Consider the following 22,800-nt stretch of genomic DNA (forward strand, 5'->3'; position numbering starts at 1 on the left):
TTATGAGCGCTTTTGAGACAATCGATGTTTCGATTGACGCGCGCGGCGTCGCGACACTGGTGCTCAACCGTCCAGAGCAGCACAATGCGCTGTCCGGTCGGATGATCGATGAGCTTCTGACGGCGACGCTGCATCTGGCGGACAACAAAGCTGTGCGCCTCGTGGTTCTGACCGGCACCGGCGCGAGTTTCTGCGCGGGTGGCGATCTAGGATGGATGCAGGAGCAGGTGACAGCCACGCGCGCCCAGCGGATTGAAGAAGCGCGCAAGCTCGCCCTCATGCTGAAAGCGCTACGCGATCTGCCAAAACCGCTGATCGGGCGCGTCAACGGTCAGGCCTATGGTGGCGGTGTGGGTCTCATCAGCGTGTGCGATGCGGCGATCAGCGTTTCCGGCGCGCGCTTCGGGCTGACGGAGACGAAACTTGGTCTGATACCGGCAACCATCAGCCCCTATGTGGTGGCGCGCATCGGGCAGGCCAATGCGCTGCGCACATTCACGTCCGCCCGCCTTTTCGATGCCGAGGAGGGGCGGCGCATCGGCCTTCTGCATGAGGTGGTCGAGGCCGAACGTCTCGATGTGGCGATAGAGGCAGAGATCAAACCCTATTTTTCCACCGCGCCCGCAGCGGTTGCCGCCTCCAAGCGGCTGGTTCATGCGCTGGGCGCACCGATAGACGAGGCCGTCATCGAAATGACGCTGACCCGTCTTGCAGATACATGGGAAACGCCAGAGGCCGCAGAGGGAATTGCGGCCTTTTTTGCGAAGAAATCACCATCATGGAAGGGAGGGAACTAAGACTTTGGGAGGAGCCGTTTTTCGTTGTAGTTGCGGGCACTTGGCCCCTTGCAATCGGAAGCCGGAAATGCATTCTTATTACATCATGAAAGCTCGCTCCCGTTCTGGAGCATGATTCCGAAAGGGCGGATGCAATTTCGGATAATATTATGGCTCGGACCTCTTCGATGAGTGGGGAGCGCGCTTTTGGATTGACCCTTTGAGATCATGCGATGAACAAAAGGGAGGGCCTGGCAATTCGGCAGCGCGGATGCGCTGAGATTTGACCGGCAAGGGTTGTCTCGGGGCCGTCGGAGGACGCTGCCCCACCAAAGGAGAAAAAGAATGAACCTGAAACTTCTGTCCAGCGTGGCTTTTGCAGCTACACTCGGCTTTGCCAGCGCTGCTTATGCAGACATCACCATCGGCGTTGTCGCACCGCTGACGGGTCCTGTCGCCGCTTTCGGTGACCAGGTGAAGAAGGGTGCGGAAACCGCCGTTGAAGTCATCAACAAGGCTGGCGGCATCAAGGGCGAGAAAGTCGTTCTGAAGTTTGCCGACGATGCCGGCGAACCGAAGCAGGGCGTTTCCGCCGCCAACCAGATCGTCGGCGACGGTATCAAGTTCGTTGTCGGCCCGGTCACGACTGGCGTTGCCATCCCTGTTTCCGACGTGTTCTCGGAAAACGGCGTCCTGATGGTCACCCCGACCGCCACCGGCCCGGATCTGACTGCACGCAATCTGGAAAACGTGTTCCGCACCTGCGGTCGCGATGACCAGCAGGCGGAAGTCATGGCCGACTATGTCCTGAAGAATTTCAAGGACAAGAAGGTCGCCGTGATCCACGACAAGGGTGCCTATGGCAAGGGTCTGGCTGACGCCTTCAAGGCTGCGATCAACAAGGGCGGTGTCACCGAAGTTCAATATGATTCGGTTACCCCCGGAGACAAGGACTTCAGCGCGCTCGTTTCCAAGCTGAAGGCCGCTGGCACCGAAATCGTCTATTTCGGCGGTTATCATGCCGAGGGCGGTCTTCTGTCGCGTCAGTTGCATGATGCTGGCATGCAGGCGCTGGTACTCGGCGGTGAAGGCCTGTCCAACACCGAATATTGGGCAATCGGCGGCACCAATGCGCAGGGTACGCTGTTCACCAATGCCAAGGACGCCACCAAGAACCCGGCTTCCAAGGATGCTATCGAGGCGCTCAAGGCCAAGGGCATCCCGGCTGAAGCCTTCACCATGAACGCTTATGCCGCTGTGGAAGTCATCAAGGCTGGTATCGAGAGCGCCGGTTCGGCTGACGATTCCGCTGCGGTTGCCAAGGCGCTGCATGACGGCAAGCCGATCGAAACCGCTATCGGCACGCTGACCTATGGCGCAAGCGGCGATCTCAGCTCGCCGAGCTTCGACATCTTCAAGTGGGATGACGGCAAGATCGTCGGCCTCGAATAAGATCATTGCCTTGAGATAGAAAAACGCCGGGGTTTATCCCCGGCGTTTTGCGTTTGGGACGTGCGACGCCGTCAGGAGCCAGTATAGCCCAGTTCCGCTTCGATGGCCTCGAATGTCTTTTCCATCACGTAGGTTGGACTGAGCGGAAAACCGAAATGCCCGTAGGCGATGGACATTTGCCGTTCGGCCTTGCTTTCGCTGCCCTTCGCCACCGCAGCCACATAGAGCGCCGCAGCCAGGCCGGTGCGGTCGGCGCCGGATTTGCAATGGATGAGAACCGGCTTTTCCGCATTCTGCATCAGGGCGATAAGCTGTCTGGTTTGTGCGGGGTTTAACTGTCGTCTAGACGACATTTCGAAATCGGCGTGCTTGATGCCAAGCGTCTTTGCGGCTGCGATCTCTTCATCATACCATTTCGAGCCGGGTTCGGGGCCGCGCAGGTTGATGATGGTCTTGATGCCGTAGAGCTTCTGCAAGGAAGCGATGCGCGCCGGGTCTGGCTGGTTGGAACGATAAGCCTGCCCGTCGATGATGGTGTGAACATTGCCCTTATATTGCAGCGTATAGAGATAGCCGCCCATGATGCTCGATCCGATAAGCAGCCCAAGCCCGGCCAGCCGGGCATAGCTAAAGGACCATTCAACGTATTTCCGAAAGAACGACATAGGGGCCTCATTCAAACGCAAGTAAATAATAAAATATAGCTGGCTGGAAATTTCTTCTTGGCTTTCGGATAGAATATACTAAGATTTAGACTTAATCTTGTTCGAAAGAAGAAGATATTTCATTTGTTCTGTTTGAGTTATTTGTAAAATTTCCCTGGGATGCGTGCGGGAACAATGTTGGGGGCAACATCTGTGTCAGTTCGTGGTGTCGGTAAATTGCGTTGGATTTTCGGGGCTTAAGCTTCGGTTAACCATGACCGTTTAATCTATGACCATGTGTTGGGGCAGCTAGCGGAGCAGGTTTATGCAGCGCTACAGATTTGACGATAAACGAATTCTGATTGAGGCGATTGTTGAGTTACTCAACCGGGGCGTAGAGCCCGACGAACTCGATCTTGTACTGAGCCGGATCGGTCCGGTCGATCTTGATTTGATGCGGCAATGCCTGATCGAGGTGTGGAATTACAACCATCCCGATCTGGCAGAAACACCAATGGCGGCCTGAACGACCTGTTCTGCGGCCCGCTGGGTGCAAAGCATCGCGGCATCGCGGCAAACCTGCACCCAAGCCGATGACGGCTTGGCAAAGAAACGTTTCGAGTAAAGGCGCTGATCGCGCGGACGGTCGGTTGCCAACCGTATCTGTCGGGCGATGGATCGGGGTGTTTGAAGCGGGAAATATAGACGTCAACCTGCAGAAGCGGGTTTGACGGGAATAGAATTGGGCGTGCAAGAGACGCCTATCGGGCGAATACGGCAGTTTCAGGCGACGGTTTGTGTGCCGGGACTGTCGGGGCAGGGCCGGATTGAACCGGTTTTGGAGCAATCTGGCCACTGCCCGCAATGTCATATTCCTGAAATGCAGACGGGTTATATTCATCTGCATATCGGGAATTCACTTGGGATCGCGACCACGGATGTACTGGCGTAACTCAGGTGAAAGCGGAAGGTCGGGTTCAACCCGGCCTTTTTCGCTTTTGGAATGTCGCTGAAAGGCGCGAGATACATGCACTGGGGACCGGTCCGGTCCGAGCAGATAAGTCCACGTCAAAAAAGAGTTCGAATACTAACGGCAGGCTAGTTTCAGCGGGGTTTGACCCGAGAAATGGCTTCCGATGCTGATCCTGATGTTGTTCCGTTCCACCGGATGTAGCGGAAGCATTTTCTCTGTTTGATAAATACCGTATGAGAGAGGTTGCACGCCGCCATTTCCAGAGGCGGCGCGATGCTGTTTTCAATCACGGAAACCGTTCATGATACGTCATATCGTTCTCATCAAATTCAGGCCGGAACTTGAAGCCGCGCAGATCGAAGAAAAACTGCAGGCAGTTGTGGCCCTCAAGGGCAAAATCGGCGGCATCCTGTCCATCACGGCTGGCGAAAACAACAGCCCGGAAAGTCTCGAAAAGGGATTCCGGCACGGTTTCGTCGTCGATTTCACGGATGGCGCGGCGCGGGATGCTTATCTTCCGCATCCAGAACACGCGAAGGTTGGCAAAAGCCTTGTCGAAGCAGCCGACGGCGGCATCGAAGGGATACTGGTTTTCGACTACGCGATCTGAGGTTTGCTGAAGCCGTGCATTGCGCGACGATGCAGGCTACAGCACCAGTCCGCCCACCCCCATCCGGGAAAGGTCGTCGGCAGAAAGCGCAATCCCCGCCATCAGGCGATCCAGCACCCAGTCGAGGCTGTTTTCGCGGGCGCTACGGGCCGAGCCGGGGGCCGCGACAATATATTTGCCGTCACGCTGGCCAAGAACCAGCAGATTGCCGGGATCGACCGGCATGCCGATGCGCAGGATTTCGCCGCCTGAAATACGGATCGATTGCGGTACGATATCCGCCTCGTCCGCGACAGCCGAAGCGCTGAAAATCACGATAATGTCGCAGGCCGGGCTGACATCCGCGATTGCCACCGCCAGTGCGGACTGATCGTGTGCGACGCGTTTTTCGCAAACAAGCGTCCCACCATTTCGGACAGCGCGCTTTTCCATCAGTTCGCGCGTCTTCTCCAGAACCGTTTCGCGTATTGAGGGGAGGCGCGACTGGATCAGCCCGATTCGTAAACCGTTGAAAGAGTAGACATGAAGTGCCGGTTGTCTATCAAGGCCGATCTCCTGCAACAGGGTCTCCGGCACGGCGAAAGGAATGATCTTGACGGTGGCGATCATCTGCCCGGCTTCCACCCGCATATGATTGCGCAGCGTCGCGACGGAAATACGCACATCATGCGCATTGACCGTATCGATACGGTCGATATCGGCAGAAAATACGCCGTTTCGCCGGGCATGGAGGTTGACCCGCCCGGTTGTGGCATTGCCGATCTCTATCTCGGCGGAAGCAAGCACGCGCCCGATGGTGAGGGCTGCCTCATCCTCGCCGATGTCCCCTTTTTCCAGACGCGCGGCCAGAACCGAACCTATGCCTGCCTCTCGCAGCAGAGCGAGATTGAGGGCATCGAGAACTGTGCCTTTGCGTAAAGTGAGCGCGCCTGCCGTGATCGCATAGCCGAGAATTGTTCCTTCGGCTTCATCGAGCGGCATTTCGGCAAATATCATTTCTCCCCCCAATTCCCTCGCAGCTCTTTCAATAGAGCATCTCCAATGATTCAGGAAAACAGGAAATGTTCCAGATCGAAACGCCCTCTAATACCAAAGTCCATTGAGTGAAACTCAATGGACTTTGGTTAAGCCCGAGTGGCGATTGAACTTTTTCAAGGCGTGATGCGTTAGCATCTCAGCGCCTTGGTATAAGCATACAAAGCGCTGAGGATAAACCGTTCTTCGCTGCCCGTCATTTTTACCGGTCGCGCATCAATGAAACGGTGGAGGTGGATCAGGGCAGTTGCCTGAAAGCCGGTGAATTACATAAGTATCTTCAAATTTACCCGCATAATTTGCGGTGACTCCGGTAAATTTCCATCACAATCCCGTTTATTCGGGGGCAGACGGCGGTTTTCATCTTGCAAACCCCATCCTTTGGGCCTATTCGCTCCGCCGCGTCTGACGGTTGGCTATATTTCGAGAAAATCCGTCAGGGCGTTGATCCTTTAGATACTCGGCCTTTGATATCCGGCCTCTGATACACTGATCGTTGGATTTATCGCATTACGCATTGCCCGAGATGTGGCTTGAGAGGCGGCCCAAGACATCGCCGCATCTGCGATCAGGCCGGATTATTTATGCAAAATGCCTGTTTTTGGGCGCGACATTACGATCCAGTACAATTTTCGTCAGGCACGTGACAAACGGGATTATTCGTTATAACGGTATTTTTGGAAATTTCAGAATTTACCGAAATCTAGGAAATGACGCATGCGCCGGAGATGACACTCTGCGCGCAGGATGGAAAGACAAATGAAACACGGCACCCCCCGGACGATCGTTTCGTTCGCCGTCTTGGCCCTCACGGCGTTTCTCGCCGGCTGCGAGAACCAGGTCCTGCTCTCCCCGAAAGGGGAAGTCGGCGTGGCAGAACGCGATCTCATCCTTTTTGCGACCGGCATCATGCTGCTCGTCGTGCTTCCCGTCATCTTCATGACGCTGTATTTCGCATGGAAGTACCGCGCCTCGAATGAGAAGGCGGATTACCAGCCCGACTGGCACCACTCGACCAAGATCGAGCTTGCCGTCTGGCTCATCCCGATGGCAATCATTGTCGTTCTGGGCACGGTGACCTGGATCAGCACGCACAAGCTCGATCCGTATCGCCCGCTGGAATCGAACGCGAAGCCGATCAATGTCGAAGTCGTCGCGCTCGACTGGAAATGGCTTTTCATCTATCCGGATCAGGGCATCGCCACCGTCAACGAGATGGCAATGCCGGTCGATGTGCCGGTCAACTTCAAGCTGACCTCCAGCAACATCATGAATTCCTTCTTCATTCCGCAGCTCGGCAGTCAGGTCTACACCATGCCGAGCATGCAGACGAAGCTGCATCTGGTTGCCAATCATGCAGGCGAATTCGACGGTATCTCCGCCAACTATAGCGGTCAGGGCTTTGCCCAGATGCGCTTCAAGGCGCATGCTTATAATCAGGCCGACTTCGACAAGTGGGTGGCTGATGTGAAGGCCAAGGCGAATGGCGAAGAGCTGAGCCGCGACCGTTACGCCTCGCTGGTGCAGCCGAGCGAGAAGGTTCCGCCGCAGTTCTTCACCTTCAGTGACCAGGCGCTGTTCCACAACATCGTGAACCGCTGCTGGGACGGCAAGTCCGTCTGCATGGATGACGAAATGCATCGTCAACAGATGATCCGCGAAGCGCGCGCAAATCTGCGCAAGTCTTCGCCTGTCGATTTCAGCCAGTGGGCAAGCGACATCATCTGCGCAGTCCAGCCGCAGCGCCTCTCGCAGCTCGAAAATTGATGTGCCGATTGGCCCGTGACCTCGGATGAGGTCGCGGCCATCCGCATTCAGTCCCTTGTTTCACGCGGTTCCGGAATGAAAGCCATTGTCGGCCCTCCCGGAACCGCTCCAATCGAAGCGTGATAAAAAATGTTCGGAAAACTTACGCTCGAAGCGATACCCTATCACGAGCCAATCATCATGGTCACTTTGGCCGCGGTGGCTGGCGGGGCGCTCGCTATTCTGGCAGCCATTACCTATTACCGCAAATGGACTCCGCTCTGGAACGACTGGCTTACATCCGTCGACCACAAGCGCATCGGGGTCATGTACATCATTCTGGCACTCGTGATGCTGTTCCGCGGCTTCTCGGATGCCGTCATGATGCGTGCCCAGCAGGCTCTGGCCTCCGGCGCCAATGAAGGCTTCCTGCCGCCGCATCACTACGACCAGATCTTCACCGCTCATGGCGTGATCATGATCTTCTTCGTGGCGATGCCTTTCGTTGTCGGTCTGATGAACTTTGCCGTGCCGCTTCAGATCGGCGCGCGCGACGTGGCTTTCCCATACCTCAACTCGCTCAGCTTCTGGCTGACCGTTGCAGGTGCGATCCTGATCAACCTGTCGCTCGGTATCGGTGAATTCGCCAAGACTGGCTGGCTTGCCTATCCGCCGCTGTCGGGCAAGGAATTCAGCCCGGATGTCGGGGTGGATTATTATATCTGGGCCTTGCAGATTTCCGGTATGGGCACGCTGCTCTCGGGTGTGAACCTCATCACCACCATCATCAAGATGCGCGCGCCCGGCATGGGCATGATGCAGGTTCCGGTCTTTACCTGGACTGCGCTCTGCTCGAACGTGCTGATCGTGGCTGCCTTCCCGATCCTCACCGTCACACTGGCTCTGCTGTCGCTCGACCGTTATCTGGATTTCCACTTCTTCACCAATGATGCCGGTGGCAATCCGATGATGTATGTGAACCTCATCTGGATTTGGGGCCACCCGGAAGTCTATATTCTGGTTCTGCCTGCCTTCGGTATCTTCTCGGAAATCGTCGCGACCTTCTCCGGCAAGCGCCTGTTCGGTTACAAGTCGATGGTTTACGCCACCGTTGCCATCACGGTCCTGTCGTTCCTGGTCTGGGTGCACCACTTCTTCACCATGGGGGGTGGGGCCAATGTCAATGCCTTCTTCGGCGTGGCGACCATGATCATCTCGATCCCGACAGGGGCGAAGGTCTTCAACTGGCTCTTCACCATGTATAAGGGTCGCGTTCGCATGGAAACGCCGGTCATGTGGACCATCGGCTTCATGTGCACCTTCGTCGTCGGTGGCATGACGGGCGTTCTGCTCGCGGTTCCGCCTGCGGATTTCGTGCTGCACAACTCGGTATTCCTGATCGCCCACTTCCATAATGTGATCATCTCGGGCGTTCTGTTCGGCTGCTTCGCCGGTCTCGTCTACTGGTGGCCGAAGGCTTTCGGCTTCAAGCTGAACGAACGTCTGGGCAAGAACGCGTTCTGGTGCTGGCTGGTCGGCTTCATTATGGCCTTCATGCCGCTCTACGTGCTCGGCCTGATGGGGATGACCCGTCGTCTGAACCATACCGAAAATCCGGCATGGCATATCTATCTCATCATTGCCGCCGTCGGCGTTGCGATCATCCTGTGCGGTATCGTGTTCCAGGTTCTGCAGATTGCGGTTTCGATCCGCGACCGCGAAAAGCTGCGCGATAACAATGGCGATAGCTGGGGTACCGGCCGCACGCTCGAATGGTCGCTGGCTTCGCCGCCTGCCTTCTACAACTTCGCCGAAGTTCCGCATGTGCGTGATCATGATGGCTGGTGGGATATGAAGCAGAACGGCTATGTACGCCGCACCGAAAAGTTCGCGCGCATCCATATGCCGAAGAACACCGGCGCCGGCTTCATCATCGGCATGCTGAATATTCCGCTCGGCTTTGCCTTGGTGTGGCATATCTGGTGGCTGGCAATCGCCTCCGCCGTGGCTGTGCTGGCCGTTGCCATCGTTCACTCCTTCAATAATGACAGAGACTATTACGTCTCGGCCGAAGAGGTGCAGGAAGTCGAAGACCTCCGTACCCGGCAACTGACTGCTCAGGAGGCCTGATTCCGATGAGCGCAAGCATTTCAACCACCGCTCCGTTCACGGGTGGAAACGAGCATCCCGCGCACGAAGACCATCACGATGCAGGATCGACCACACTGGTCGGCTTCTGGATCTACCTGATGAGCGACTGCGTTCTCTTCTCGGGGCTGTTTGCTACCTATGCCGTTCTGGCGCATCAGTTCGCGGGCGGTCCGACCGGCCGTGAGCTGTTCGATCTGAACTTCGTTCTGATCGAAACCATGCTGCTGCTGGTGTCGTCGCTGACCTATGGTCTGGCAACACTGTCGATGTTCAAGAAGAACCGTGCCGGCCTGCTGTTCTGGCTGGGCGTGACCTTCCTGCTCGGCGCTTCGTTCCTCGTGATGGAAATCTATGAATTCCATCACCTGATCCTCGAAGATGCCGGTCCGGGCCGCAGCGCTTTCCTCTCGGCCTTCTTTGCGCTGGTGGGAACCCACGGTCTTCATATCACGTCTGGCCTGATCTGGATTCTGGTGCTTTCCGCCCAGCTTCTGCGTGACGGTCTGACGGAAAAGAACCAGACGCGCGTGATGTGCCTCAGCCTCTTCTGGCACTTCCTGGATATTATCTGGATCGGCGTCTTTACCCTTGTCTATCTGTTGGGTGTACTGTGATGAGCTCTGCACACGAAACACATGACCACGGCGCAAGCCACGGCAGCCTGAAGTCCTATCTGATCGGCTTTGTACTGGCGGTCGTCCTTACCGTCGTTCCGTTCATGATGGCCATGAATGGCTACTTCACGCCGGGAACCACCGCTGCCATCGTGCTCGGTATTGCTGTCGTCCAGATCCTGGTGCATCTGGTTTACTTCCTGCACCTTGATCCAAAGTCCGAAGGCGGCTGGAACATCCTGGCGCTCATCTTCACGGTCATCATTCTGGCCATCGTGCTTGCCGGCTCCATCTGGGTCATGCATCACCTCGATACCAATATGATGCCGATGTACATGTCGCCGGAAGACGTGCGCAATCTGCCATAACAAGGCGCGCGAGCATTTCCGATGGCTCCGGCCTGGAAATGCTCGCATTGCCTTTGCAAAACAACTGGCCTTGACGGCCCGGTAATGCAGCCCGGTAATCCAGCATCGTATCGCGGCTTTATCCTCCCTCTCTCCCCCCAAAGCCGCGTGGCGCCCCGGTTCCCTCCGGGGCGCTTTTCTTTTTGGCGTATTGCCATTCTGGGAGGGTGTTACTTATGTAAACTTTTAATCAATTTGCTGTAATCGCGTTTTTGTTTAATGTAAAAATAAGATGATTACCGTTAATATCGAAGTGTAGAAAAAAATAATATACGCCATAAATTTACCATTATTGAAGACGTTGTTTGTATCTCGTATGGTATTGCCGTATTGTCTTTTGTGTTTGGTACTTTATTGCGTCTCTATTTGATCGCTAATCTGGAGAAGATGCGATGTCTTTATTTAAGAGAGTGCTTACTGGTAATCATATTCTTGGTGCAGCCGTCATTGCTGCCGCTCTGTTTACGCCTGCCATTGCTTCCGCTGCAACCGCCTATGTCTCGGCTTCGGTGAATGTCCGGTCAGGCCCCGGTTCCAATTACGGACGGCTTGCCGCGCTCCCCGCCGGTGCAACCGTCAACGCCGGTTCCTGCCGCAACGGCTGGTGCCAGATTTACAACGGCAACCGGGTTGGCTTTGTATCGGCGCGTTATGTTCGCTTCGGTGCCTATAGCGGCCCGGCTTATGCGGCGCCGTCCAGCACGACGGTCATCGTCAACAATGACGGTTACGATGATGGCTGGGGGTCGGGCTTCGGTCTCGGACTTGGCCTCGGCTGGGCCACCGGCGGCTATTGGGGCCCCGGTTGGGGCGGTGGCTGGGGACCGGGCTGGCGCGGCGGGCCGAATTACGTCAATGGCTGCATCGGTCGCAACTGCCAGTCCAATCGCGGCGGCTGGAACCCGCGCTGGGGGCATGGCCCGCAGTGGAACGGTCGCGGCAACTGGGGCGGGCGCGGATGGCCCAATGGGCAGATACGCCACAATTGGGGCCCTGGTCCGGTGATGCGTCCGACCGGTTTCGGCGGCTTCAACCGTCCGACATTCGCCAATCGTGGCTTCGGCGGCGGTTTTGGCGGTGGCGGTTTCCACTTCGGCAATATGCGTCCGATGCACGCTGGCCGCTGATTGAGACCCGTGGAGACGTCGCAACACAATTCACCTTGATCAGGTCGTTCCTCCCTCCTCCCAATGACCTGATGAGCGGCTCGTCGGCAGCACCCCCGCCGGCGAGCTGTTACGCATTTCACAGCATATGATCCTGCAATCAGGCCGCTTGGCAATTCGCGACGGCTTCAATCAAGACGGGAAATTGCAATGCTGTGGTAACGTTAATACTCCATTGACTGAAATGGTCCATATCTAGCGTTGTTGCTTGGACTTCCGTTCTCCCTATGGTAATCCCTGAATCGTCCTGGGCTTGGGGGTGATGAACGGGACGCCGCCAGGCGACCGCATAGACAGGAACCGGACAGTAGCGCGTATGACTTGGAGTAACAGGACGATACAGGGAAGGAGCATCGCCGTGCTTTTGCTGGCGGCGCATTTTTCCTCCTTCGCGATGTCGCCTGCATTGGCGTTCGAGATCTTCGGTGTTCGTCTGTGGGGCGAGGACAAGAAGGAAGATCCCGATATCATCGACCCCAAGACCTACACGGTCGAGGTCACGACTACGGGCGACCGCAAGAATGCGGACGGCACGGAAGCGGATCTGAAATCCACGATTGAAGGCGCTTCAGGCCTCGTATCCGATGCAGAGAAACCGGCTTCAGGTTCTGCCGGTCTGCTGGCCAAGGCGCGCGGCGATTATCGTCGCATTCTGGCCGCGCTCTATGGCGAGGGCCGCTATGGCGGCACGATTTCTATTCTTGTCGATGGCCGCGAGGCGAACGACATTCCCCCTGATGCGGAAATCCCCAACGATGCGAAGGTCGCAATCTCGGTTGACCCCGGTCCGCAGTTTCTGTTCTCGCGCACGGCCATTTCCAATATCGCGCCGCCACCGGTCGACAAGCGCGATCATGTGCCATCACCGGAAGATGCTGGATTCGCGCCCGGACAGGTGGCCCGGTCCGGCACGGTTATCAAGGCGGAGCGTCTTGCTGTCGAGGCCTGGCGCCAGCAGGGTTATGCGAAGGCGCGGGTGACCGGCGAGGACATCGTCGCCGATCATGCCGACAACCGGGTTTCCGCCGATGTTTCGCTCGATCCCGGCCAGAAGGCGCATTACGGCCCGGTCAGCGTTGTCGGTACTGCACGCATGGACCCGCAATTCGTAGCCTGGATGACCGGGCTGAAAGAGGGCCAGGAATTCGATCCCGACGATATCGAGAAAGCCAAGAAGCGTCTCGGCCGCATGGAAGTATTCCGTGCCATGAGTTTCGAAGAAGCCGAAAAGATCGAGCCGGATGGCAGCCTGCCGATGACGCTCAATGTGCAGGAGCGCAAGCCGCGCCGTTTCGGCTTCGGTGCCGAATATTCGACCATCGACGGTTTCGGCCTGACCGGCTACTGGATGCACCGCAACCTGTTCGGGCGCGGCGAACGCCTGCGTTTCGATGCCAAGATCAGCGGCATCGGCGGCACGCAGGACAATTCCTTCGATCCGAAGAATTTTACCTATCTTGTCGGCACAAGCTTCACGAAGCCGGGCGTCTATACGCCGGATACGGATTTTGTCGCCGCGCTCGACGCCAAGCGTGAAGTGCTGGATGCCTATACCGAAACCTCGATCAATGCGAAGACCGGCTTCACGCAGATATTCAGCGATGAATTGTCAGGTGCGCTCTATGCCAAGGCGAGCCAGGGCCACTTTGATGACGACGTCTTCGGTTCGCGCAGCTTCACGACGGCGGGACTGGAGGGCAATCTTCTCTATGACAGCCGCAACAACAAGCCGGACCCGAGTTCGGGCTTCTATCTGGAAGGCAATATCCAGCCCTTCTACGAATTCCAGTACGGCAATTTCGCCACCCGTTTCACCGCCGAAGGCCGCACTTATTACGGCTTTGGCGCAAAGGACCGTGTGATCCTTGCGGGCCGTCTCAAGGTCGGTTCGATCGTCGGCGCCTCGATTGAGGACCTGCCGCCGAGCCAGCTCTTCCTGGCAGGCGGCGGCGGCTCGGTTCGCGGTTACGGCTATCGCAACATCGGCGTTAGCGCAGGCAATGGCGAGATCATCGGCGGGCGCTCGCTGGTCGAGGCCAATGGCGAAGTGCGCACCCGCATCACCGATTCCATCGGCGCGGTGGCATTTGTCGATGCCGGTTATGTCGGCGAAAAGTCGTTTCCCGATTTCTCGGAACAGATGCGTGTCGGCGTCGGTGGTGGTCTGCGCTATCTGACCGGTCTTGGACCGATCCGCCTCGATGTCGCCGTTCCGCTCAACCGCCGCTCGGGTGATCCGAGCTATGGCTTGTACGTAGGTATAGGACAGGCGTTTTGACCAAATTTCTCGCAATCATCGCCTTCGTCGCTTTCGCCGTCACGGCAGTCATCTTCGGCTGGCCAGAACAGCAGAAGCAGTTGCAGGCTCAAGCTCAAGTTCCCGCTCAGGCTCAAGAACAGGCCTCTGGACAGGAACAGGCAGAAGCGCCAGCAGAAGAAGAGAAATCCTATTTCTTGTCCTTCGTTGAAAGCCAGCTTTCCGCGCCGAACCGCCGTATTTCGATTTCCGGCATCAGCGGCGTCCTGTCTTCGGAAGCAACCGTCGGCTCGATCACCATTGCTGACCGCGAAGGCGTCTGGCTGCGCATCGAGAATGCCAAGCTGAACTGGAGCCGCACCGCGCTTCTCGTCGGTCGCCTTAGCATCCAGTCGCTGGCCGCCGAGCGCATCGACATCATTCGCAAACCGCTGCCCGACAACAGCCTGCCGTCGCCGGAATCGTCGACGTTCAGCCTGCCGGACCTGCCGATTTCGATCAATCTCGACCAGCTTGCCATTGCGCGCCTGCATTTCGGACCGGACATTTTCGGCCTTGAATCGGAAGTGTCGGCCAATGGCAGCCTGTCGCTTGCCGATGGTTCGCTGGATTCGAACTTCGACATCAAGCGTCTCGACGGTCCGGGCGGAAATTTTGCTCTTCGTGCGGCCTATGCCAATGCCGACCAGAAGGTCGATCTCGACCTGAAAGTCTCGGAACCGGCCAACGGCATCGTCGCCAACCTGTTGAACATCGATGGCCGACCTCCGGTCGATCTCACTTTGACCGGTGCCGGTCCGCTGGATGAATTGAAGGTCGATCTTGCACTCGACACCAATGGCAGCCGCACGTTGACAGGCGAATTCGCACTCAACCGGCAAGGTCAGGCGCCTGATGGCGGGCGTGTTTTCTCTGCCCGTTTCAATGGCCCGATTGCGGTTCTGGTGCCGCCGGTGTTCCGCGATTTCTTCGGTGCCGAAACGGTTCTTTCCGCCGATGGCTTTCTCAAGGATGCGGGCGGTTTCCGTCTCGACGATCTGGCGCTGAACAGCGCCGCGCTGAAACTGAAAGCCTCCGCCGAAACCGGTAACGACCGCTTCCTGAACAAGCTGCGCATCGACGCTTCCATTGCCGATGAAAGCAAGGGGCGCGTGCTCCTGCCAGTCAAGGGTGCTGAAACCTATATCGATAATGCAAAATTCCAGGTCGCTTATGGTGATCGCCCGACCAATGACTGGACGGGAACGCTCGCCATTGCCGGTCTCAAGAACGCAACGATTTCCGCCCAGAGCATCGCACTCGACATGGGTGGTGTTGCCGAAAACCTGGATGATGCTGCCAATCGCCATGTCACCTTCAAGGTCAATGGCGGGATGGACGGCATTTCGGCAGAACGTGCGGAAATCGCCGAAGCGCTCGGAAACAAGATTGCGCTCGCCATCGACGGTGCGTGGCGCGCCGGTTCGCCGGTCGAGCTTTCGCAGGCCAATATTGCCGGCAACGGTCTCAGCCTCGATCTCAAGGGCAATATTGACGACCTTGCCTTCAATGGCGATATCGCCGCCAAGATTGCAAGCCTTGCGCCATTCGGCGCTCTGGCCGACCGTGACCTTGCAGGCAGTATCGATGTCAACGCCAAGGGCATTATTCGCCCGGTCAGCGGCGCATTCCAGCTCGACCTCAACGGAACGGCGCAGAACATGCGCACCGGCACAGAAGCGGTTGACCGCATTCTCGATGGCGCTGTCAACTTGAGCGGTGCTCTTGGCCGCAGCGCGGAAGGTTTTTCGGCGCGCGATTTCCGCATCGGCAACGAGCTGAGCGAGATCACTGCCAATGGTTCCTTTGCATCCGACAAGGCCAGTTTTGATTTTGGCGTGATGCTGTCCGATCTCAAGCTTCTTTCCGATCAGGCATCGGGCCGGATGACAGTCAAGGGCAGCGCGCGCGGCGACGACAAGCTGATCGCACTGGCATTGCGCGCCGATGCGCCGGAAGGCACCTTGGCCGGTCGCAAGCTTTCCGAAGGTGGCCTTGATTTCAATGCCATGCTTGATGGCAATGCAAAAGCCGGCGCTGCCCTTTCCGGCAAGCTTGCCGGTAGCGCATTCCTCAATGGCCAGCGCGTCGATCTTGGAACGCTGATCGACATCGTCAATGACGAAAAGCGCCTGACCAATCTCGTCTTCAATGCAGGCGGTGCGCATCTTTCGGGCAATGTCACCCAGACCGCGAAAGGTCTCCTGACCGGTGCGCTGAAGCTTGATGCGCCGGATATTTCCACGGCTGCAGCCCTGGCGCTTGCAGAGGCAACCGGCGCGGCCAATGCCGACATCACGCTTGACGCCAATGACGGCCGCCAGAATGCATCGATCACAGCCAATGCCAAGGACATCAAGGTCAATGGCAATCATATCACCTCGGCTGATATTGCCCTGACGGCAAAGGACCTGTTCGGGGTGCCGGTGGTCGATGGCAATGCTGCGGCGCGGGACATCATGGTCGGAACATTCGGCATCGACAGCTTTGACGCCAAGGCCAACGCAACCGGGTCGAAGACCGATTTTACTGCCAACACCAAGCTGAAGATCGGCACGGTCGCCAGTGCGGCCGGTTCGCTTGAGCCGAAGGATGGTGGTTTTGAGCTTGGGCTGGCCTCTGCCAATGTGAAGCAGGGCACGCTCAGCGCCAATCTGGCCGCGCCCGCCACCATTTCCATGAAGGGCGAGGAAATCTCCTTCGGCGATATCATTATCAATACGGGGGCGGATGCCAGCGCCGGTCAGGTCAAGGTCAATGGCGTGATCGATGGCCATCTCGATCTTTCGGTTGCCCTTTCCAACCTGCCGCTGGCGCTCGCCAATACATTCAAGCCGGAACTGGGCCTTGGCGGCACGGTCAATGGCACGGCCCGCATCACCGGCACGAAAGAAGCGCCCGATGTCGCCTTTGACATGGCGGCGCAGGGTGTGACCGCAGCCGAACTGAAGAAGCAGGGCATTGCGCCTCTCAATGCGGATGCCAAGGGTACTTCGGCCAATAACCGGCTCAATGTCGATGCGCACGTTACTGGAGGTGGCGGCATCGATGTGCGCGCCAATGGCGGCGTGCCGCTCGGTAAAGGTGATCTGGCAGTTGACGTCAATCTCGCCAATCTTCCGTTGACGGCACTAAACGGTGCGGTCAAGGGACAGGATCTCGCTGGCAATGTGACAGGGACGGCGCGTGTCACCGGACCGCTAACCAATCCTGCGGCGACGTTCAATCTGCGCGGCACCGGTCTTGCGGCCAAACCGCTGCGCGATAACGGGCTTGCGCCTCTTACCCTGCAGGCTGCAGGCAGTTATGCGGCGATGGCCATCGACTTTTCGTCGCTGACCGTCGATGGTCCGCGCGGCCTCAACGTTAGCGCCAATGGCAAGGTGCCGTTCTCGGGGCAGGGGCTGGGCGTCAATGTCAATGGCAGCATTCCGCTGGCGCTCGCCAATCGCTTCCTGGCGGATCGCGGTGCGCAGGCAAACGGGACACTGACGCTGACGGCCAGCGTTTCGGGCGGCTTCAACCGTCCGCAATTGCGCGGCATGTTCTCCACCAATGGCGCAACCTTTGTCGATCCAGACACCAATGTCCGCCTGAACAACATCAATGTCATGGGCAGCCTGGATGGTGAGACCATCACGCTGCGCCAGGTCAATGCAGCGCTTGGCAGCGGCGGATCGGTTTCCGCCAGCGGTACGATCTCGACCAATGCCGAAGCGAACTTCCCGGCCAATATCGAGATCAAGCTCAATCGTGCCCGCTATGCCGACGGCAAGCTGGTCGTGGCGACCGTCGACGGCGGGATCACGATCAGCGGGCCGCTGATGCGCGATCCGCTGATTTCAGGCCGCATTGACGTCGACAGGGCTGAAATCTCGGTGCCGGAAAATCTCGGCGGCGGTGCAGCCTATGTCCCGGTTCGGCACAAGAACACGCCGAAGAATGTCCAGATCACGCTTGATCGCGCCAAGGTCGAAACGCGCCGCAGCCGGGTGCCGACGCCAACAGCGCGCCCGACCGTGCCGCGCCTCGATGTTCTCATCAACGCGCCGAACCAGATCTTCGTACGTGGCCGCGGCCTCGATACGGAACTGGGCGGGCGGTTGCGCCTGACCGGACCGGTCACCGACATCAAGCCGGTCGGCTCGTTCGACATGATCCGCGGTCGCATCGGCATTCTCGGCCAGCGCATTACCTTCGATGAAGGCCATGTCACGCTGGTGGGCGATCTCAATCCGCAGCTCAATTTCGTCGCGCGTTCGGAAGGCAATGAAATCACTGCAATCGTGACGGTGACGGGTACGGTCGATAATCTCGACATCCAGTTTTCCTCGACACCGGAATTGCCGCAGGATGAAGTGCTGGCCCAGCTCATCTTCAAGCGTTCCATCGGCGAATTGTCGGCGTTCCAGATCGCGCAGCTTGCCGCAGCCGCCGCAGAACTTGCGGGCGGTTCCAACAACTCGCTGATGAACAAGCTGCGCGCCGGGACAGGTCTCGACGACCTCGATGTCGTGACGGATGACAAGGGCCAGACGGCAGTTCGCGCGGGTCGCTATATCCGCGACAATATCTATCTCGGCGTTGAAGCGGGTTCCGGCGGCTCGACCAAGGGCACTGTCAATCTCGATATCACCCGCAATCTGAAAGCCAAGGGTGCGCTGGGTGCGGAAGGCGATTCCAGCGGCGGTATCTTCTACGAAAAAGATTATTGATCGCCGCAGATCATCGATCACGAGAGGCCGGGATCAGCCCCCGGCTTTTCTCCGTGCGCAATCCTGAATAACGATTTTCATAAAAGCCACGATTTTGCCATCAAATAGCCACGGCATACATATGCTCGCCGCATTTGCCTTGATTTTTAAATCGATTGAATAGCCATAACTACCACAATTTATGCTTTCAGTTGAGATTTTTAGACACGTTTGCGCGAGTTGTTTAACCGTTCTTCAACCATAAGAACGCAAATTGCTGTTGAGTACAGCGGTCGCCTGGCGACTGTGTTTCAACCCTTGAGTCCGGGTAATTTGCATGACCAAGTTCATTGACGATCTGAGCCGCCGCCGTTTCCTGTTCGGCACCGGCGCCATCCTCCTCACCGGTGCTGCCGGCTGTTCGCAAACGATGGATATGTCGGCCTTCCAGATGAATATCGATCCGATGTCGACAGGCGGGATCACGCCGATGCGTCCGCAGATCAGTGTTGATCGCGATATCACGACGCCGGATGTCATGTATGCCGCCGTACAGGAAGGGCCGTATTCACTGCCTGCAATTCCTTACGAAAAGGTGCCAAAGCAATTCCGCCGCCAGATCGTGCCGGACCCGACAGGACAGGCGCCGGGAACGATTGTCGTCAGCCTCAAGGATCATCTTCTCTACTACGTTCTGCCGGGCGGCGAAGCGCTGCGTTACGGCATCGGTATCGGCAAGGCCGGTTTTGAATGGCAGGGCACCGCCAATGTCCAGTACAAGAAGCAATGGCCGGTCTGGACGCCACCACCGGAAATGATCCAGCGCAAACCGGAACTGGCGAAATATCGCAACGGTCAGGAGCCCGGTCCGCAAAATCCGCTGGGAGCGCGCGCTCTCTATATTTTCCAGAACGGGCGGGACACCGGCTATCGCATCCACGGATCGCCGGAATGGTGGTCGATCGGCCAGTCCATGTCATCCGGCTGTATCCGTCTGATGAACCAGGACATTATCGATCTCTATAATCGCGTGCAGGGGAAGGCCCCGATTATCGTCGGATAAGCAATTGGTTTGCTATGAAAAAAGGCCGCGCCAGATATGGCGCGGCCTTTTCTGTATCGGATTCGATACGATTATTCGTAGCGCACCGATTTGGGCATGGCTTCGCCGAGATTGACGAAATGGCGCAGCTCGGCGCGCAGATTTTCTGCCGAAGCCATATGAATCTGGTTTTGCGGCACAACATTGTTCTGCACGATCTGGGTGGATACGCCCGGCATGACAAACGCCCCTGCGGTCAGGACGAGGGCGGCGGCAATGCCGAGGCGTCGTTCGGTTCTGGCCTGCATTTCTATCTCCTTGCGCCATGTGACGGCGACTTAAAATCTGGAATCACGTTCATTCGCAAAACGCTGCGACTTTCCTGTCCTTGGCCGGTCGGTGACCGATCAGTGAAAAGTCGCGCGCGGCGTAAAATTCAAAGCGCTGTCGATGGCATGAACCGGTATTGGCAACAAAGTCTGGCCGAAATCAGCCAGCGTGTCGGCAAAATTGCGGGCAGCCCCTGCCACATCGTCGCAGCGGCGATGACAGGCAATGGCTTCAAGACAGGTATCGAGCAGCAGTGCGTCCTGATTCTGGATGCCGGAAATCAGCCCCAGCGTCAGGCATTCCTCACGGCAGACATGGTGCGAGTCGAAAGGGAAGGCGCGCAACTGGCAACTGGCGCAATGGCGCAGAACGCGGATGAAATGCGACAGCTCGCCCACTGCACGTTTTGCTTCCGACGGTCCGAGAACTTCCGAGTAGAGGCCCCAGGTCATTTCCCACGGGATGATCGAGCCCGTCTCGAAACCCGCCGTCCAGCGGCGGTAACCTTCCAGCACCAGCTTCTCCGGCAGGCGATCGAAATAGCCTGCAGTATTGGCGCCGTTCAATTGGGATATGCGCATATTCACGTCTGCCTCCCCTGGAGGCCGCGCAATGAAGACACGCGTACAGATGCTGGGCGTGAGCCCTGCTTTTCCGCCGAGGGGCGTTCGGTTTCCCCCCGCACATTGCAATATCCGGTCGGCAAGAGACCGAGCTGCCAAGGCAGGCCGTCGACATTTGCGGACCGGCATTCGCCGAGACCAATCATTGGTCCTCCAATCGAAAGGGTTCAAGGCCCAGACATCAAAGGTTGTGAATTTGCACCATGGATAAAGCATGAAAATTCATCTGGAGTCAATTCCTCAACTTTAAAATCATATTAGATTTCAATTATTTAGAATTATTCTAGACTCTAATTGTCATGTTTACAGTATTCAACGAAGAACGCAACCGCTGTGAGGGAGCAGCGGTTGCGGCAAACGGGCGCATAATGCGCGAAGGAGAGAGACGCGGATCATTCGCCCTTTTGCTAAGGGATCGGTCTTCGCGATTGAACTTCAGGCATTTCCCGAAACCGCACAGATAGCGCGGTTTACCGGAAACGGCTGGTTCGCTTAGAGCATTTCCAGCAAAAGTGCGAAGCGGTTTTGCGTCGGATAATGCGTGAAAACAAATAGATAGAGCGGTTCCGAGGATTCCGTTTAAACCGGAACCGCTCTAGTGACCCGAATGCTCTCCATCTTTCTGGCCATCTTTCTGGCCGCTTTGGGCGGTGACGGGGAAATCGATCGTGACCTTGCCGGCCTTTTCGAATTCCAGTGTTACCGGTACGCTCTCGCCTTCCTTGTAGGGCTTCTCCGGCTGGATGAACATGAGGTGATAGCCACCGGACTTCAGCTCGACTTTTTCACCTGCCGGAATATCCAGACCGCCTTCGAGCTGGCGCATCTTCATCACGTCGTTCTGCATCGACATTTCGTGGATTTCGACACGTTTGACGCCATCGGTGCTGACGGAAACCAGCTTGTCGGCATCCTTGCCGTCATTGGCGATGGTCAGGAAGCCGCCTGCAACCTTGGCACCGGGGACCATGGCGCGCACCGAAGGCGCTGTGATTTCCAGTTCGCCAAGCTTCGTCGGCATTGCCGCCTGCATGGAGCCATGGTCCATCTGGCCCATTTTGTCGTGTCCGCCGTGCCCGCCGTGCCCATCGTCAGCGCCCGCAGCCTTCACCAGCAGTTGCGGCGCAGGATGTGCAAGATCGTGCGGGTTCTGGCCATCCTTGGGCACTTCCGTCCAGGCAACCGAAGCGTCGCTTCCGCAAACCTGCGTCACGGGGAAGGACAGGGTTGTATCCTTGTCGAATTTGGCGAGCTGGCCGACGACGGTGAATTCGTCATAGAAATCGCCAGGCAGATTGCCGTCGGTGAAACGGACTTCCCGGACGCCCGAGGTCACATCCTTGCCGTGTACCTTGTAGCTCTGGGCATAGTCACCCTTGACGGTTTCGATTTTCCAGCCTGCCTTGACCTGCGGTTGGGCGGAAATGAAGCCTTCGGGAAGCTCGACTTTCAACTCGGTCGTGGCTTTGCCGTCGCAGCCATGCGGAACGCGGAAGGTTGCCTTGTAAAAGCTGCCCGCCTTGGCTTCGCTCTGGTCGAGCGAGGAATGGGCAGTGGCGATACCGGCGGAAGCGCACAGAGCGGCAATCGAGATGGCGGAGGCGAAAAGACGATTGTTTTTCATTGTTTCAAACCTGAATAATCGTTGGAAGGCACACCGGGACAAGATGCGCGTTAAAACAAGCAGTCAGAGCACCGAACTGATTCAATCAGATCGAAACGCGCTCTAAATGGGATATTCAGGCGAGAGGCGGCGCTTGTGGCGGCGCAGAGGGTGGGTAAGTGCTGTGCCGCAGGATGGGCTGCGGCGGCACGATCCCGTCTGCCATGGCAACATGTGGGGCCACACTGCTGGAACCCGCAGGCGCCGGGCACAGGAAGGCTGAAGAAATCCGGCAGGCTTCGCAACTGGTGTTGCTCAGGTGCTTGTCGTGATTCTTCTGGCCCGGATCGGAGCTATGATCGCCGATGCAGAGAACCGGGTAGGTTCCGTCCGGCAGTTTGTATTGGGCAAGCTGATAGCTGTCGAGGGCGTTGAGGTCGACCGGCTTGTGCGCAAAGGCGACGAACATCAGGGCGAATACGCTCAAGATGCGTATTGCCAGAGACACCCGATATTGGCCGATGCTCGTCTTCAACTCAAAGCTTCTCCATTCAAGCCGAGTTTACCTAGCCTATGAGGCCCGTCTTTGCCAAGCATCAAACAGAACCGGCGCGAATTGGTCGCGCCGGTTCTGTTTT

At 57.4% G+C, this 22,800-nt stretch carries 18 protein-coding genes; 12 read left to right on the top strand and 6 right to left on the bottom strand.

Annotated features, from left to right (window positions below; translation table 11 throughout):
- Positions 1-2 precede the first annotated feature (2 nt).
- Positions 3-797: a crotonase/enoyl-CoA hydratase family protein gene (locus FIB18_RS10645; RefSeq protein ID WP_140020674.1), complete on the top strand. Its 795-nt coding sequence runs from the start codon at positions 3-5 to the stop codon at positions 795-797.
- A 324-nt stretch (positions 798-1,121) separates the two neighbouring features.
- The gene (locus FIB18_RS10655; RefSeq protein ID WP_140020675.1) at positions 1,122-2,228 is read left to right on the top strand and encodes an ABC transporter substrate-binding protein; all 1,107 of its coding nucleotides are present in this window, start codon (positions 1,122-1,124) and stop codon (positions 2,226-2,228) included.
- A gap of 71 nt (positions 2,229-2,299) precedes the next feature.
- Here FIB18_RS10655 and FIB18_RS10660 read toward each other — a convergent pair whose 3' ends face one another.
- Entirely contained in the window at positions 2,300-2,893 is a 594-nt protein-coding gene (locus FIB18_RS10660) for a tyrosine-protein phosphatase (protein ID WP_140020676.1), read from the bottom strand.
- A gap of 304 nt (positions 2,894-3,197) precedes the next feature.
- Here FIB18_RS10660 and FIB18_RS10665 point away from each other — a divergent pair, with 304 nt between their 5' ends.
- Both FIB18_RS10665 and FIB18_RS10670 read left to right on the top strand, forming a co-directional pair.
- Positions 3,198-3,398, top strand: a complete 201-nt coding sequence (locus FIB18_RS10665) for a hypothetical protein (RefSeq protein ID WP_140020677.1) — start codon at positions 3,198-3,200, stop codon at positions 3,396-3,398.
- A gap of 748 nt (positions 3,399-4,146) precedes the next feature.
- Entirely contained in the window at positions 4,147-4,455 is a 309-nt protein-coding gene (locus FIB18_RS10670) for a Dabb family protein (protein WP_140020678.1), read from the top strand.
- 36 nt (positions 4,456-4,491) lie between these two features.
- On the opposite strand, the gene FIB18_RS10675 is transcribed toward FIB18_RS10670, so the two are convergent.
- Positions 4,492-5,451, bottom strand: a complete 960-nt coding sequence (locus tag FIB18_RS10675; RefSeq protein WP_140020679.1) for a molybdopterin-binding protein — start codon at positions 5,449-5,451, stop codon at positions 4,492-4,494.
- A gap of 798 nt (positions 5,452-6,249) precedes the next feature.
- On the opposite strand from FIB18_RS10675, the gene cyoA reads away from it, so the two are divergent.
- The 8 genes from cyoA (at position 6,250) to FIB18_RS10715 (ending at position 19,627) form a co-directional block, all read left to right on the top strand.
- Positions 6,250-7,257: a ubiquinol oxidase subunit II gene (gene cyoA, locus FIB18_RS10680; protein ID WP_140020680.1), complete on the top strand. Its 1,008-nt coding sequence runs from the start codon at positions 6,250-6,252 to the stop codon at positions 7,255-7,257.
- A gap of 129 nt (positions 7,258-7,386) precedes the next feature.
- Entirely contained in the window at positions 7,387-9,366 is a 1,980-nt protein-coding gene (gene cyoB / locus FIB18_RS10685) for a cytochrome o ubiquinol oxidase subunit I (protein ID WP_140020681.1), read from the top strand.
- A 5-nt stretch (positions 9,367-9,371) separates the two neighbouring features.
- Positions 9,372-10,001 (top strand): cytochrome o ubiquinol oxidase subunit III, encoded by a 630-nt coding sequence (gene cyoC, locus FIB18_RS10690; RefSeq protein ID WP_140020682.1) that lies wholly within the window; start codon positions 9,372-9,374, stop codon positions 9,999-10,001.
- Positions 10,001-10,369, top strand: coding sequence for a cytochrome o ubiquinol oxidase subunit IV (locus FIB18_RS10695; RefSeq protein ID WP_109987154.1), 369 nt, complete (start codon positions 10,001-10,003; stop codon positions 10,367-10,369). Before cyoC ends, FIB18_RS10695 begins: the two co-directional genes overlap by 1 nt.
- 431 nt (positions 10,370-10,800) lie before the next feature.
- The gene (locus FIB18_RS10700) at positions 10,801-11,535 is read left to right on the top strand and encodes an SH3 domain-containing protein (RefSeq protein ID WP_140020683.1); all 735 of its coding nucleotides are present in this window, start codon (positions 10,801-10,803) and stop codon (positions 11,533-11,535) included.
- Between the two features lie 355 nt (positions 11,536-11,890).
- Positions 11,891-13,852, top strand: coding sequence for an autotransporter assembly complex protein TamA (locus tag FIB18_RS10705; protein ID WP_210296074.1), 1,962 nt, complete (start codon positions 11,891-11,893; stop codon positions 13,850-13,852).
- A complete protein-coding gene (locus FIB18_RS10710) occupies positions 13,849-18,585 on the top strand; it encodes a translocation/assembly module TamB domain-containing protein (RefSeq protein ID WP_140020685.1) in 4,737 nt (1,578 codons plus the stop codon). The genes FIB18_RS10705 and FIB18_RS10710 overlap by 4 nt, the downstream gene beginning before the upstream one ends.
- Positions 18,586-18,901: 316 nt before the next feature.
- A complete protein-coding gene (locus FIB18_RS10715; protein WP_140020686.1) occupies positions 18,902-19,627 on the top strand; it encodes a L,D-transpeptidase in 726 nt (241 codons plus the stop codon).
- A 71-nt stretch (positions 19,628-19,698) separates the two neighbouring features.
- Here FIB18_RS10715 and FIB18_RS10720 read toward each other — a convergent pair whose 3' ends face one another.
- The 4 genes from FIB18_RS10720 to FIB18_RS10735 all read right to left on the bottom strand — a co-directional run bounded on the left by FIB18_RS10720 (position 19,699) and on the right by FIB18_RS10735 (position 22,697).
- Entirely contained in the window at positions 19,699-19,914 is a 216-nt protein-coding gene (locus FIB18_RS10720; RefSeq protein ID WP_140020687.1) for a hypothetical protein, read from the bottom strand.
- Between the two features lie 99 nt (positions 19,915-20,013).
- Positions 20,014-20,523, bottom strand: coding sequence for a hypothetical protein (locus FIB18_RS10725; RefSeq protein WP_174977414.1), 510 nt, complete (start codon positions 20,521-20,523; stop codon positions 20,014-20,016).
- 631 nt (positions 20,524-21,154) lie between these two features.
- Positions 21,155-22,183 carry a DUF1775 domain-containing protein gene (locus FIB18_RS10730; RefSeq protein ID WP_140020688.1) on the bottom strand — a complete coding sequence of 343 codons (1,029 nt, stop codon included), beginning with the start codon at positions 22,181-22,183 and terminating at the stop codon, positions 21,155-21,157.
- Between the two features lie 115 nt (positions 22,184-22,298).
- On the bottom strand, positions 22,299-22,697 hold the full coding sequence (locus tag FIB18_RS10735; protein WP_140020689.1) for a hypothetical protein: 399 nt from the start codon (positions 22,695-22,697) through the stop codon (positions 22,299-22,301).
- Positions 22,698-22,800: the final 103 nt, after the last annotated feature.

The organism is Brucella pecoris (genome assembly GCF_006376675.1).
In the GTDB taxonomy this organism is placed as follows: Bacteria; Pseudomonadota; Alphaproteobacteria; order Rhizobiales; family Rhizobiaceae; genus Brucella; species Brucella pecoris.